General features: G+C 57.3%; 14 protein-coding genes. 8 read left to right on the forward strand and 6 right to left on the reverse strand.

The window, feature by feature from the left end:
* Positions 1 to 87: 87 nt before the first annotated feature.
* The 5 genes from M9920_11125 to M9920_11145 all read right to left on the reverse strand — a co-directional run bounded on the left by M9920_11125 (position 88) and on the right by M9920_11145 (position 6,310).
* Positions 88 to 2,625, reverse strand: a complete 2,538-nt coding sequence (locus tag M9920_11125) for a DEAD/DEAH box helicase family protein (GenBank protein ID MCO5052844.1) — start codon at positions 2,623 to 2,625, stop codon at positions 88 to 90.
* The gene (locus tag M9920_11130) at positions 2,618 to 3,139 is read right to left on the reverse strand and encodes a DUF559 domain-containing protein (protein MCO5052845.1); all 522 of its coding nucleotides are present in this window, start codon (positions 3,137 to 3,139) and stop codon (positions 2,618 to 2,620) included. Before M9920_11130 ends, M9920_11125 begins: the two co-directional genes overlap by 8 nt.
* A gap of 548 nt (positions 3,140 to 3,687) precedes the next feature.
* Positions 3,688 to 4,062, reverse strand: coding sequence for a hypothetical protein (locus M9920_11135; protein MCO5052846.1), 375 nt, complete (start codon positions 4,060 to 4,062; stop codon positions 3,688 to 3,690).
* Positions 4,063 to 4,112: 50 nt separating this feature from the next.
* Positions 4,113 to 5,669: an Eco57I restriction-modification methylase domain-containing protein gene (locus tag M9920_11140; GenBank protein ID MCO5052847.1), complete on the reverse strand. Its 1,557-nt coding sequence runs from the start codon at positions 5,667 to 5,669 to the stop codon at positions 4,113 to 4,115.
* Positions 5,666 to 6,310, reverse strand: a complete 645-nt coding sequence (locus tag M9920_11145; protein MCO5052848.1) for an SAM-dependent methyltransferase — start codon at positions 6,308 to 6,310, stop codon at positions 5,666 to 5,668. The genes M9920_11140 and M9920_11145 overlap by 4 nt, the downstream gene beginning before the upstream one ends.
* 283 nt (positions 6,311 to 6,593) lie before the next feature.
* Between M9920_11145 and rpmH the strand changes: the two genes are divergently transcribed.
* From rpmH to M9920_11185, 8 genes are all read left to right on the forward strand, one after another.
* Positions 6,594 to 6,731, forward strand: coding sequence for a 50S ribosomal protein L34 (gene rpmH / locus M9920_11150; GenBank protein ID MCO5052849.1), 138 nt, complete (start codon positions 6,594 to 6,596; stop codon positions 6,729 to 6,731).
* 7 nt (positions 6,732 to 6,738) lie between these two features.
* A complete protein-coding gene (rnpA, locus tag M9920_11155) occupies positions 6,739 to 7,107 on the forward strand; it encodes a ribonuclease P protein component (GenBank protein ID MCO5052850.1) in 369 nt (122 codons plus the stop codon).
* The gene (gene yidD, locus M9920_11160; GenBank protein ID MCO5052851.1) at positions 7,104 to 7,391 is read left to right on the forward strand and encodes a membrane protein insertion efficiency factor YidD; all 288 of its coding nucleotides are present in this window, start codon (positions 7,104 to 7,106) and stop codon (positions 7,389 to 7,391) included. The genes rnpA and yidD overlap by 4 nt, the downstream gene beginning before the upstream one ends.
* A 9-nt stretch (positions 7,392 to 7,400) precedes the next feature.
* Positions 7,401 to 9,236, forward strand: a complete 1,836-nt coding sequence (yidC, locus tag M9920_11165) for a membrane protein insertase YidC (protein MCO5052852.1) — start codon at positions 7,401 to 7,403, stop codon at positions 9,234 to 9,236.
* 18 nt (positions 9,237 to 9,254) lie between these two features.
* A complete protein-coding gene (locus M9920_11170; GenBank protein MCO5052853.1) occupies positions 9,255 to 9,707 on the forward strand; it encodes a KH domain-containing protein in 453 nt (150 codons plus the stop codon).
* Positions 9,708 to 9,930: 223 nt separating this feature from the next.
* A complete protein-coding gene (locus M9920_11175; protein MCO5052854.1) occupies positions 9,931 to 10,218 on the forward strand; it encodes an RNA-binding protein in 288 nt (95 codons plus the stop codon).
* A 104-nt stretch (positions 10,219 to 10,322) separates the two neighbouring features.
* Positions 10,323 to 10,547 carry a translation initiation factor IF-1 gene (gene infA, locus M9920_11180; GenBank protein MCO5052855.1) on the forward strand — a complete coding sequence of 75 codons (225 nt, stop codon included), beginning with the start codon at positions 10,323 to 10,325 and terminating at the stop codon, positions 10,545 to 10,547.
* A 154-nt stretch (positions 10,548 to 10,701) separates the two neighbouring features.
* Positions 10,702 to 11,940 (forward strand): NAD(P)/FAD-dependent oxidoreductase, encoded by a 1,239-nt coding sequence (locus M9920_11185; GenBank protein MCO5052856.1) that lies wholly within the window; start codon positions 10,702 to 10,704, stop codon positions 11,938 to 11,940.
* Positions 11,941 to 11,951: 11 nt separating this feature from the next.
* Here M9920_11185 and M9920_11190 read toward each other — a convergent pair whose 3' ends face one another.
* Positions 11,952 to 12,992, reverse strand: a complete 1,041-nt coding sequence (locus M9920_11190) for an N-acetylmuramoyl-L-alanine amidase (GenBank protein ID MCO5052857.1) — start codon at positions 12,990 to 12,992, stop codon at positions 11,952 to 11,954.
* Positions 12,993 to 13,050: the final 58 nt, after the last annotated feature.

The following is a 13,050-nucleotide window of genomic DNA, read 5'->3' on the forward strand; positions in this document are numbered from 1 at the left end:
CGCGGCCTCTGAGCAGTATGCTGCCAAATGAAATCGCCTGGGCCTGTAAGTTTCCACAACCTCGGCGTTGTGGTTTCCGGGATCGGGTTACTCTTTGGCTACTACGGTGTCATAAAGCCCGTACTGGCGTAAGCCTTCATGACTTTCAATGCCCGTATAACGGAGGGAGGCATCCTCATAGCGTCGAAACGCAAATACCGCTTGGTTCATCTGCTCGGTATTAAAGACTCCGAGCCGAACCAGGAGGTGGAAATCTTCCACCGTCAGACCGGTCACGGTCTGAAATAATTCCGGCTCAATTTTGGTGATCACGTCTTGCAACGTGTTCTCGCGGAAATCGGTCAGATACATGAAGGCCGGAATCCGCGTGGCAAATTTGATCAGCTTCTCCTGCACCAGCTTGCGCTTCGATTTGAATTCCTTCTCCTCCTCCGTCAGTTCCCGCTTTTCTTTACCCGTCAGCCCCTCTTTTTTGGCTTTGGCTTTGAGCTCCTTCACCTTCTCACTTCGGTTGATGATGGTCTCCAGGACATTATCGCCTAATGCTCGCCACCCCTCGATCCGTTCCACCGCCGCCATCGCTTCGGGATTGTCCAGGATGCGCCGTAATGTATCGTTATCCACATTCACGAGTAAGGCACTCTCCCATTTCCGAGCCAGCAGCGTGGCCGACGTCCCCGCCATGGCGATATCCAGAATGCCGCCGGCGTCAACTTGCGTCATGTTCGCCCCGTCATAGGCCAGCACCGGGAGAAACGACACCAGGTCACGCACGGCATCCTCGGGATTCGCTTCGTTGGGTGACAAGCCCATGCCGTATTCGGATAACTGCCGCAGCGCTCGCGTGGGCGCGAAGTCGAACACAAAGCAGATCGGCTTCAAGATTTCCTCCTCGTTCGGGTTGTCCCCGTTCGGATTCTTGATCGACCACGGCGATTGCACCCGGAAGGCCGACTGAAAATAGGTCTCCGGCGATTTCAGGTTTCGCAGCATCAAAATGGAGGACCATTGCGGCACCGTCACGCCGGTCGTGAGCTTGCCGCAACTCAGCGTGATGGTCTTGGTGTCGAAGCCGCTGCCGATGGCCTTGCGCACGGGCGGTAGTGCGTCCAGCCCGATGCCGGCATCAGGCCCAGCGGCCACGAGCACCGTGTAATCACGCCAGAAAACATTCTGCCGCTCCGCCAGCAGGTTCGCCATCGCGTGACATGCCGCCACGTTCGGCAGGAACCAAAACGTGTGTTGGAGATAGGGCAACAGGCGCACATCCGAATACGGAAATGGCGGGCGTGTACCGGTCTTTAGATATTCAGCCGCTTGGGGTGCATAACTACCCCGGATAATGTCCAGCCACTTCTGTACGTCGCTCTTGTGCTTAAACTCCGCATCCGACCCGGTGTCCGAAGCCTCGAAAAAGGCATTTAGATCAAACTCGTTAAATTCACCCGCGCTGGCGATCGCCAGCAACTCATCCGGCATCTGATAGGTCAGTAGCCGCATTTGCGGCAATGCGCCGTACGGGTTCCACCCATCCGGATTCTGTCTCTCAAACTCCTCTTTGGCCCGCTGTTCATCCGTGTAGGTCCAGTTGAAAATTTGTTCCTCGATAAATTCCCCGGTGGCCAGCGCCCGAAAGGGAGTACCGGAGAGATACAGGTAGGCCTTCGTGGTGATGGGAAGAAATTCCTTCTCTGTCTCTAGTTTCTCCTGCTTATCCGCAATCTTTTCCCATGCTTTTTTCCCGCCCTCAATCAGTTCCTCTTTCCGCTCAACCGCTTCTTCTTCCCCCTCAAAGAGTTCCTTGGCCGTTTCCCGCCACGCGCCAAAGTGATATTCGTCAAAGATCACTAAATCCCAATTTAGGGTGTGCAGCCACTTGTTCTTTGCCTTGATGTTTCCCAAGGGATCACGCCCCAGCAGGTCTTGAAACGACCCGAAGTAAACCAACGGCCTTTTGGGGTTCGCCTGTGTCGGATCATCGTCACTTTGGCGCGACAGGTATTGCCAACCGTCAAAGTCCACATGCGATTCCAAGTCAGTCTGCCAGGCGTCCTCCACCGCTGGTTTGAACGTCACTACCAGGATGCGCTTCGCCTTCATTCTTTTGGCCAGTTGATAGGCGGTGAAAGTCTTCCCGAAGCGCATCTTGGCATTCCACAGGAAACGGGGAACGGCGTGCATGTCTTCCCTCCAGATGGAGTGGAAGTAATCATGCGTCTTTTCCACGGCGGCCCGCTGTTCAGCGCGCAGCGCAAAGGTTTCGTGGTGCGTTCCACTGAACCGTTCGCCGCGCCGCAACTCCGTGAGCACCGTTTTTACATCTGCCACCGTGCAGCGCACCCATTCCAACTCGGGATTCGCGCAACCTCTCCGGACAAGCGCGGCGCGGACCTCGTGATCGGTGAACGTCGTGCCGTCTTCACGCTCGGCGGCCTCATCCAGCTCGATTTTGTAATTCTTGATGTTGGCGGTCTTGAGCTGCTCGGCTACGCGCTGCTTCACCTCGCGCGTGGTCTGGCCCACCTTGAGCAGACCCGCGTGTGCTTTGTCCGCGATGGAATAGGCGTAGATGCGTGGACGCGCCTCTGGCTTGGGGGCGAGGATTTCTTCGATGGTCTTACTCATCGTCGTGCTCCTGCTGCGTGGCGGTTTTTGCTCCCTCTCCTCCATTCGATGGAGGAGAGGGATGGGGAGAGGAGGAGTGTCTTGGCAACGGTTTCGGCTCGCCGATCAACTGCTCCGGCTGCGGCGGCACGAACCGATGATTCTGTTCCTTTCGCATCACCTTCACGCAACCCGTCCGCCGGTGGAGTGCGTGCCAGATTTCCAGCAATACGCCCTCGCGATTTTTGTTCCACTGATGATTCCAAAATCGCAACACTTCAATGTCTTGCTCCGCAAGAAATGCTTCCCGCTCCGCATCGCGTTTGATTCCTTCCGGCAACCCGTGTTGAAAACCATCCAATTCCACCGCCAGCCGCGCCAACGGGCAATAGCAGTCGAGAAAGAATTTGCCCGTCGGATGCTGACGACGGAACTTGAAGCCCGCGAACCGTCCCGCCTTGACGGCTCGCCAAAGTTCCTTTTCCTCGTCCGTTTGATGGTGGCGAAGTTGCCGGGCGCGCGCGGTGGGATTCATGTAAAGGGCACCTCCTCTCCCCGGCCCTCTCCTCCATTCCGAATGGAGGAGAGGGAGTAAATGCACGAACTCGAACGACCATGCCTCTCCCAGCCTGCGGCCACCCTCTCCTCTCCTTCGGAAGGAGAGGAGAGGGAAGGGAGAGGAGTGGTCTGGCCCACTTTGAGCAGACCCGCGTGCGCCTGGTCGTCAATCGAGTAGGCGTAGAGGCGCGGACGCGCCTCCGGCTTTGGCGCAAGGATTTCTGCGAGGGGCTTGGTCATTGCAATGTCAGCCCCAACGGGGCGCACCATGTCAGCCCAGGGCAACGCCCTGGGGTTGGCGTGAAAAAACAAATCCAGCCCTGAAGGGGCGATCCAGGACGACGGATGCCAACACGTTCCCAATACACGCACGTTGGGCCGCCCTTTCAGGGCTGGGAATGAATGGGCGCGCGTTGTCCCAGGGCGTTGCCCTGGGCTGGTATGGTTCGCGCCTTTGGCGCTGACCGGAGGCGAAAGGATTTCTTCGATGGTTTTACTCATCGTTCGGAGATCTCAATAACAACTTTAAAGCGCGAGACCTCGGTCAAAATCATTTAGGTGCGCCGCTGGAATTGATGCCCTTATTCTTGGTTCATCCTGAGGACCATTAGAGACAAAATGATGATGCTGGGCGATATGCTCAATGAAATCGTTGCAATTGACCCGCGAAACGATACTCCCATTGCCGGCTGTGTGATTTAGCCTGGCACGTAGCGCTGCAGGCTGCGGCATATTGAAGTGGATTCGACCTTCCTGCGCCCACGCTCCTTGTTCATCATTATGTTCCCACACTAGCTGCGTCGTTCCGTCGTCCTTGGCGAGATAACCCAGAAATTCGTAGTAATCCGCCGCGGTGTCGAAACGAACCTGATCCTTTGTGCCAAATGTTCTTCGATACATATTTTCTCCTTTTGCGTTGATGTTTGTTTGTTGATGTTTGTTAAGAAGAGTTATTCCATTGCACGAATGGTGGACTCAATGAAGTCGATCTCTTCAGGTTTCAGCAGATACTTCTTGTAAAGCGTTTTATCAGTCCACGATTTTGTGAAGTCTTGGGCGGGGACAAAAACGAATGACCCGCGAGTGATGTTTTGGGTCAGCAGAATGGCAGAAACAAGGAATCGCGCGAATCGCGTGCGCAGATACTCTGCTGCATTCTCTGCCTCCTGTTTTGATTTGAATGGCCCTACAATTAAATATGATTCCGTAGCAACCGAATTTGGCGGCATTACCTCAATTCGAGACAGCACACGTTTCCGCCCTAACTTATCGGGTTGCCCTGCATGTTCGCTCGATGTTTTTGAGAGTAGGACTTTCCATTTACTGATGAGTTCTGTCCCTTTGATGACATCTTTCCGATCAATCCGGCAGTCGCCACTGCTCGTATACAAATAAAGCTCGCCGGTCTTGTTTCCCTCATCTGCCGCATCAATTCCGAACGGCCTTCTAGCAGAGACGAGGTTTGAGAAATCCTCATCACTCAGTGCTTTCACTTTCTTTACGATGCCGAGGACGCGATTATCGCGAACGAAAACCTCATGCTCATTCAAGGATCTCTCAGCTACCACGCTCTGACCATTGGCGCGAGTCTCCACCATGCAAGTGCCATGGTTGTCACGATCCCAAAGGAAATACATAACGCCGCCCGCAACATCTACTCCCTGGAAGGCTTCTCTTGAGTTCGGATAGTCAACTAAATACCTGATGCGCTTGTCGGAAAGCATTTTAGCGCGAAACTCGTCCAATCCTTTGCCTCCAGAAAACCACTTCGACGGCACAACCATCGACAAGAACCTTGGTTCGAGTTGCATTGCTTGCTCAATGAATTGGTGATAGAGCGGTGTGGCGCTTGAGCCGTCGCCACCGCCGTCATTTAATTGATACGGTGGATTTCCAATGATGACGTCGAATTGCATGTTGCCTCCAAAAATCCCGGCGAGCCGGGTCTTGATGTTGTCGGTGTGAATGAACGCGTAGGCGTGGGTTTCCAGTCCCGCCGCCCGGTCGAAAACGGATTTGCCAGCGCCGCAAAACTTGCACTTGTCGCCCGCCCAAGTGTGTTTGAGGCGCTTGAACCAGATGTTGCCATCACTAGAGGAGAATTTCGTAATGGAGTGCGGGCCATTGGCGTATTTTGAGCAATAGACGCTGCGCCGCGCCAGCAGGCCGGTGATTTCCGTGATGCCGAGGCCGAACACTTGTTTCGTCAGGATGTGGTTCACGCGCTTTTCCAGATTGGGAATCTCCCGCTCCAGCCCCGCAGTGAGGCGGCTGGTGATTTCGCGCAGGAACACGCCGGACTTGGTGCAGGGATCAAGGAACTTTACCGTCTTATCTGCCCAGATATTCGCGCCGCCGTTATTCGCGGCCCACGCTTCGGCCAGCGTGTCGAGCATCCGATTGGCGAACTCCGGTGGCGTAAAAACTTCGTCATTGGAGAGGTTGGCGATGCAGGTGAGCACGTCCGGGTTGCGCCCGCGCAGGGTGAAACTCGCCTGGAGCGTCATGGTTTCCCTCCCTGATCCATCGCCCCGATTTCATTCGCGGTCATGGGCGGGTAAGTCTTCGTTGGTTGAAAAATTTCATGCTTGCCCAATTGGGCAAACAGCGAGCCTTCCTCACTAAAAGCCGCCGATTGCGTCAGCGCGTCAAAACGGAAATCTCGCCGCTGAAACTTCCCTTTGCCGAGGTAGCCCCATTCCGGAAACACGATGGCGGTATCCTTAGCCGTGCGCATGGTCATGGCATTTCCATAAACTAAATTCTGCGAAAGCACATAGGACGCAGCACGATACAAGCCATCTCCCGCGCTGAGATTCAAATACTCAGCGAAAATCTCCAACAGGTTGGCGCGACAATCCGCAATGTTGTCCGGAAGCAGTTCAACGCCATAAACACACATCAGCGCCAGCAGCGCGTACTGTTGTCGTTCAAACTCCGATTTGCCATATTTCAATTCCACGGCGGCAAGTTTGCGCCGGAGGATTTCCACAAGAAAATTGCCGTCGCCGCACGCCGGCTCCAGAAACCGCGAGTCAATCCGCTCGGTCTCATCTTTCACCAGGTCGAGCATCGCCGCGACCAGCCACGGCGGGGTAAAGACTTCACCGTGATCGGCGACGCGTTGTCGGGACTTTACCAAGCTCATAACTGATGACGACCAAAGCCTACGCAGCGGTTTGCGGCGAGACGGGTGAAAAATAGTCACTTGCGGTTCACTTGAAAAGCCCGGGCTGAAGAAGCATCGCAACGCTTTGTGAAGGGAGCGGCTTTGAGGGGATCACTCCTTGGCCAGCGTTGAGCGAAATCCGCCATTGGGGCTGGCTTGACAGGGCGGGCTTGATTGTTACTCTGTCCCGCTCTTGGCCAGCCGGCAGAGCTGCGGATAGGATAGATTCGTGCGGCGGTGCGGAAGCCGGAGACTTGATTTTATGAAACGCCAGTATCAACCGTCCAAAATCCGCCGGAAACGGCAGCACGGTTTCTTGAACCGCAATTCATCCAAGAGTGGCAAGGCCACTTTGCGTAATCGCCGTCGCGTGGGCCGCAAGCGCTTGACGCCGGTTTGAGGTTTCGATGGCCGCCGCCCGCCCAATCCAGCGCGGTTTGGGGCGTCGCTTCCGCATCAAGTTGGGACGCGATTTCCTGCGGGCGCGCCGGGACGGGGAGCGCGCGGTGAAGGGGTGCTTGATCGCCAATTGGGTCAAACTGCCCGCTGACCAGCCCTCCCGCCTGGGCGTGGTGGTCAGCAAAAAGGTGGGTAACGCCGTGGCGCGTAATCGAGCCAAACGTCTGTTGCGTGAGTCTTATCGGCAACACCAAGATCAATTGAAGCCATCACTGGACCTGGTTTTGGTGGCGCGACCGTCCATCGCCAAAAAAGATTTCGACACCGTGGAACGCGATTTACTGACGACTCTGCAACAGGCAGGACTGCTGAAATGAACCTGGCTCAACACGCTTTGTTGCTTGGGGTGCGCGGGTATCGCGCCGTGATTTCGCCGTTGCTGGGCGCGTTCTTTGGTCCGCTCGGGGGCTGTCGTTACACGCCGACGTGCTCGGCGTATGCGCAGGAAGCGATTCGCGCGCATGGCGCGATCCGTGGCGGCGGGCTGGCGCTGCGGCGGTTGAGTCGTTGCCATCCGTGGGGTGGTTGTGGCGCGGATCCCGTGCCGGAAACGGCGGAACCTTCCACCCCGCCGCACCCACTGGCTTCCGTGCGGAGTTGAACTGTTTTCATGGATAAAAAGTCAATCGTCGTCATCGTCATCTGCATCGCCCTGATGTTTGTGTGGCAGGGGGTTCTCGTGCCCAAATACTTCAGCGAGGAACGGCCGATCCCGGTGGCGAACACCAATGCGGCCACGGCGGCCAGCGGAGACACGCAAACCGTAACGACCGCGACGGGGGACACGACGACGGTGGTCCCGGCCACGGCCGCGCGCTCGATTTTGAGCACGAACGCGGTCGAGGAATTGTTGGTAGTGACCAACGAGAACGCGCGGTACATTTTCACTTCACGCGGCGGGGGCATCAAAGAGATCGAGTTGGTCAAATTTCCCGAAACCATCGCGCGGCGGCGCAAGGAGCAGGCGAACATTCATCAGGTGGCGACGCTGAATGCGAACGCGGATTTGCCGGTGTTGACCATTCTGGGCGGAGCGGGTTTGATTGGCGACGGGGAGTTTCAACTGACGCAAACGGCGACGGGAGTGCGCGCGGAAAAGCAGTTGTCGGACGGTTTGCGGCTGGTAAAGGAGTTTGAACCCAGCACGAATTATCTGCTGCGCGCCACGGTGCGTTGGGAAAACACGGCGAGCAACAGCATCACTCTGCCGATGCAGGAGTGGGTGATCGGCACCGGCACGCCCATGGGCGATAACGACGATGGCAACAACGTGGGTTTGATCTGGTACGACGGACGCAAGTCCCACGAGACGTTGACGAGTTACTTTGACAACCGCACGCTGGGGTGTTTCCCCGGCACGCCCCGCTCGGAATTTCACGCGGGGAACAGCAATGTCGTTTGGGCCGTGGCGCACAATCAGTTTTTCGGCGCGCTGGCCATGCCGGAAACTCCGGCGCTCGCCATCAACGCTCGCGTCCTCACGATGCCGCGTCCGAAGGAGGGACGGTTCAGCGATCCGGACAAGCCGTTGCGCAAAGGGGTGGAAACCTCCCTGTCTTATCCGCCGCTGACCCTGACGGCCGGCGCGACGAATGAGCAGAGCGTGACCATGTTCATCGGGCCGAAGGAGTACCGCACGCTGGCGGCCATTGCGAATGAATATCACAACGACGCGGACAAAGTGATGGGCTTCGGCTTCTTCGGGTTTTTCTCGAAGGCGCTGTTGCTGATCATGAACTGGTTTCACCTGGCGCTCGGGATTCCTTACGGGTGGGCCATCATTGTGTTGACCCTTTCGCTCAAGGTGGTGTTCTGGCCGCTGACGGGCGCCAGCACGCGGTCGGCGCACAAGATGGCGTCCCACGCGCCGCAGTTGAAAGCGCTCAAGGAAAAATACAAGGACGATCCGGCCAAGTTTTCCCAGAAGCAGATGCAGTATTTCCGTGAGCACAAGATCAATCCGGTGGCGGGCTGTCTGCCGATGCTGGTGCAATTGCCGGTCTTTTTTGGTCTGTTCGTGATGCTGCGCACGGCCATTGAATTGCGCGGCGCGGCGTTCTTGTGGGTGGCGGACCTTTCACAGACGGACACGCTTTTTGTCATTCCCGGCATCACGTTTCTGCCCTTCATCAGCACGCACGAGGGTTTGCCGATCAATCCGTTGCCGTTGCTGTACATCGCCTCGGCAATCTGGCAGACGCATCTCACGCCCGTGTCACCCGGCATGGACCCGGCGCAGCAGAAAATGATGCGGTGGATGCCGTTGATGTTTTTGTTGTTCCTTTACAATTACTCCTCCGGTCTGGCGCTGTACATGACCGTCAACAACCTGTTGACCATCTTGCAAACGTGGTTGTTGCGGCGCCATTACCCGGTGGTCACCGCCGTGGCGGCCGCCCCGACCACCGCGTCGGTATTGACACCGGCCTCGAAAAAGAAGAAATAGATTTCCACATTCTGAATTATGAGCGCACAACCCAAAGCCACTTTGGAACAGGTCCTGGAATTGCTCGGCTTTCCGGCGACCGTGGAGGAAGCCCAATACGACAACGGACTGGTTCTCGATGTCAAATCCGAGGAAGCGGGACGATTGATTGGGCGGCAGGGCCAAACCCTGGCCGATTTGCAATACCTCGTGAACCGGCTGTTGTTTCAGCAGGATCAGAGCGCCCCCAAAGTCACCGTGGACGTGGGCGGATATCGCGCCCAGGCGCGCGAAGCCCTGGTCAAAAAAGCCCGCGATGCGGCGGAGAAGGTGCGGCGGTGGGGCGACATTGTGGAATTGGAGCCGATGAGCGCGTTTGACCGGCGGGTGGTGCATCAGACGTTGAAGGACGATCCGGATATTGAAACGCAAAGCGTGGAAGTGGAGGGCAGCGATAAGAAAGCCATGCTGCTCCGATTGAAGCGCTCGTAGCTTGCGGATTGAAGGGGGGCCGGTCCGGTTGCGCTCCGCCGCGGCGGTGATTAAATCTTGCTATTTTCGCTGAAATCGCAATGCTGGGCGCGTCTGTAGATGCTTTTAGCTTCCACGTCATGGTGAATCTTCAAGTGAACGTCGTTCAGTGATGATTTGAAACCCGGCAGTCGGGAACGGTCTTGGTAGAGCAGAGTTAGTCTTGGACGGTATCAACATCAATATGAACGCAAAACTGTTTGTTGGGAATCTTTCCTACAACACCACTGAAAACGCCTTGCACGACGCTTTCGCCGCCTTCGGCACCGTGGTTGAAGCCAACCTGATGGTGGATCGGATGACCGGTCGCCCCCGTGGATTTGGTTTTATCACCATGGGCAGCCCTGAAGAAGCGCAGAAAGCCGTTGAAGCCATGCACGGACAGCAACTGGATGGCCGCGCTTTGACGGTCAACATTGCTCGTCCACGTGAGGAACGCCCCGCCGGCGGCGGACGCGGGCCGCGCCGCTAATCCAGCGGTGCCGCCAGATTGGCGATTTAGCCTGATTACACGCGGAGTCCGACCTTGGGCTCCGCGCCTATTTTTCAACACGGACGGTATTCGGCGGATGATTTTTGATGAAAGAGCAACACATAGAAGTAGAAGGTAGTATTCACACGGTTTTGCCCGGCACCATGTTCCGGGTGGAATTGGACAACAAGCATCTCGTTCTGGCCACAATCTGCGGCAAGATGCGCAAACGCTTCGTCCGCCTGACGACCGGCGATCGCGTGAAAATGGAAATGTCTCCCTACGATTTGAACAAGGGGCGCATCACCTGGCGGTTGCGCACCTACTGACGCTGGCGGAATCCAGTGAATCAAACCCAGCCGGTTTTTCGCCTGGGTTCAAAGAAATCTGATTCACCTTGTTTCGCCTTGATCTCCAAAGCTCCAAGGCCCGGCATCGGGTGGCGGCGCTTTGATCCAACCCGCCTCCCGGCACTTTATCCACATGCCTCCCCGGCGCTTGGTCATAATTGGTGGCGGTGCCGCCGGTTACTTCGCGGCAATTACCGCGGCGGAAACTGATCCGACCGCGCGCGTCATTTTGCTGGAGCGCAGCGCGCAAGTGTTGGCCAAGGTCAGAATTTCCGGCGGCGGCCGCTGCAATGTCACTCACGCCTGCTTTGACCCGCGCGAATTCGTCGCGCGCTATCCTCGGGGCGGCGCGGAATTGATCGGACCATTTCATCGGTTTCAAGCCCGCGACACTGTGGCGTGGTTTGCGGCGCGCGGAGTGGAACTCAAAACGGAATCCGACGGGCGCATGTTTCCGGTCACGGATTCCTCCGCGACAATTGTGGACTGCCTGACCCGAGCGGCGCACCGTGCCGGCGTCCAGGTGCGAACACGGTGTGAAGTGCTGACCGCCCGCCGGGTCGGGACCGGCTTCGAGCTTGAGTTGGCGGATAACGAACGTCTGGCCGCAGATCGTTTGCTGCTGGCCACCGGCGGATGTCGGGTCGCCGCCGCCGCGCGATTGGCCACCGATTTTGGGCATACGCTGGTACCGCCGGTACCCTCCCTCTTTTCCTTTCATCTCGCGGCACCTTGGTTGACGGAACTGGCGGGCACGAGCGTCGCCACCGTGGAACTCAGCGTGGCTCCAACTGGTTTGCGTGAATGTGGACCGCTATTGATCACGCATGGGGGATTGAGCGGGCCGGCGGTGTTGCGGCTGTCCGCTTGGGGTGCGCGCCAATTGCAAGCGATGAATTATCAATTCCCGCTGGTGGTGAACTGGCTGCCGCAACTGGGCATCGAGGCGTTGGTGGCGGAAATTCAATCGCAACGCCAGACCCACGGCGCCAAGCTGGTGAAGAACCGTCCGTTGGGACATTTGCCCGCGCGATTGTGGGAGGCGCTGGCGGCGGCGGCGGGTATTGATTCGACCACGCGATGGTCGGCCCTGACCCGATCACAATTGCAGCAACTCAAAACACAACTCACGCGCACGGAATTGCCCGTCACAGGCCAGAGTTTGAACAAGGAGGAGTTTGTGACTTGTGGCGGGGTGAAATTAAGCGAAGTAAATTTCGCGACGATGGAAAGCCGGGTTTGTCCTCGACTCCATTTCGCGGGCGAATTGCTGGACATTGACGGGTTGACTGGTGGCTTCAACTTCCAAGCCGCCTGGACCACCGGCTGGCTGGCCGGCAAGGCCATGGTTGCCCCGGACCCGCGCCCGTAAATGTTGCGCCGTTATCGGCGCAACAGCGTGGCCTGCTTCGCCGCCGCGGGCGTCGCCATGAGTTGCCGGGCGGTGTTGATGACGTAATCCCAATCCATGGCCGGGCCGGGATCCGTTTTGTTGGTCTGGATGTGAAAATGCCCCAGCACGCCCTGGTATTGATTCAGTTGGTCGTCCGGTAACTTGTGCGTGATCAACTGGCCTTTATCATCACGCGGATAATCGCATTTGATCAAAGGCAGCACCGAGGTCAGGGCGGCGGTGAGATGAGCGAGCGCTTGATACTGTTCCGGCGTGAAATCGTATTGCACCAAAGTCCGCCCTTGCACCTCGCCGGTGATGGGTTCGTTGTGCGCCGGATGACCGACGAAATTTTTCGTCCACACCCCTCCGTCGCCAATGCGTTCCGGCAGCTTGATGTAGGTGTGGCCGTTGGCGTCCTTGGCGTACCATTTTTCCAGCGCCGTTCCCGCCACTTTGGAATAGGCGCCCATGTTGGCGATTTCAATTCCGACGGAACGCGTGTTGGAAGTGGTGGCGTGCCAGGCGCGCTCCTTGACGTCGAGCGTCTGATAGATGGTGCCGTCAATATCGAGCATGAAATGCACGCTCAAACCGCGATGATCGTGCAGCACGTTGAAGCACGTTCGGCTTACGCCGCAGACGTCGTAGTGCAGAACAAACTGGTCCACCACTTTCTGCAGCGTGGGCAAATCCCAGCCGCCGTTGCGGACGCGCTCGATTTCCTCGGGAGTCAGATTGGCGGTGCGCAAATTGTAACGGTTGGGCGAGGACGGTCCATTGGTAATGGCCGCGGTGGCTTCCCAACTGGCGTCTGCGAGCGGCACGAAATGGCGTTCGACGCGATACGCATCGTATCCGCCGGGATCGGTCCAGAGCACCACGCGCGTTCCGGTATGCACGTAATGACCGGCCACGACGATTTCATCGCCGGTGCGCGGCACAAAGGACCCCACGCGATGCGCGGGGGCGACGCAACCGGTCAACAGCAAAGCGGCGCCCAAAGGGAGACAGGCAAATTTCCAATTCATGAGCGCTTTGTATTAGTCTGGAACCAATTGAGGCGTCAAGCGAAAGGCGATGGCTATT

It is taken from the genome of Verrucomicrobiia bacterium, assembly GCA_023953615.1.
In the GTDB taxonomy this organism is placed as follows: Bacteria; Verrucomicrobiota; Verrucomicrobiia; order Limisphaerales; family JADLHS01; genus JADLHS01.

Coding starts and splice junctions, on each gene's coding strand:
- rpmH (MCO5052849.1), top strand. CDS start 6,594: ATGAAACGCCAGTATCAACCGTCCAAAATCCGCCGGAAACGGCAGCAC.
- M9920_11190 (MCO5052857.1), bottom strand. CDS start 12,992: ATGAATTGGAAATTTGCCTGTCTCCCTTTGGGCGCCGCTTTGCTGTTG.
- yidC (MCO5052852.1), top strand. CDS start 7,401: ATGGATAAAAAGTCAATCGTCGTCATCGTCATCTGCATCGCCCTGATG.
- yidD (MCO5052851.1), top strand. CDS start 7,104: ATGAACCTGGCTCAACACGCTTTGTTGCTTGGGGTGCGCGGGTATCGC.
- M9920_11145 (MCO5052848.1), bottom strand. CDS start 6,310: ATGAGCTTGGTAAAGTCCCGACAACGCGTCGCCGATCACGGTGAAGTC.
- M9920_11170 (MCO5052853.1), top strand. CDS start 9,255: ATGAGCGCACAACCCAAAGCCACTTTGGAACAGGTCCTGGAATTGCTC.
- M9920_11140 (MCO5052847.1), bottom strand. CDS start 5,669: ATGACGCTCCAGGCGAGTTTCACCCTGCGCGGGCGCAACCCGGACGTG.
- M9920_11125 (MCO5052844.1), bottom strand. CDS start 2,625: ATGAGTAAGACCATCGAAGAAATCCTCGCCCCCAAGCCAGAGGCGCGT.
- M9920_11185 (MCO5052856.1), top strand. CDS start 10,702: ATGCCTCCCCGGCGCTTGGTCATAATTGGTGGCGGTGCCGCCGGTTAC.
- M9920_11175 (MCO5052854.1), top strand. CDS start 9,931: ATGAACGCAAAACTGTTTGTTGGGAATCTTTCCTACAACACCACTGAA.
- rnpA (MCO5052850.1), top strand. CDS start 6,739: ATGGCCGCCGCCCGCCCAATCCAGCGCGGTTTGGGGCGTCGCTTCCGC.
- M9920_11130 (MCO5052845.1), bottom strand. CDS start 3,139: ATGAATCCCACCGCGCGCGCCCGGCAACTTCGCCACCATCAAACGGAC.
- M9920_11135 (MCO5052846.1), bottom strand. CDS start 4,062: ATGTATCGAAGAACATTTGGCACAAAGGATCAGGTTCGTTTCGACACC.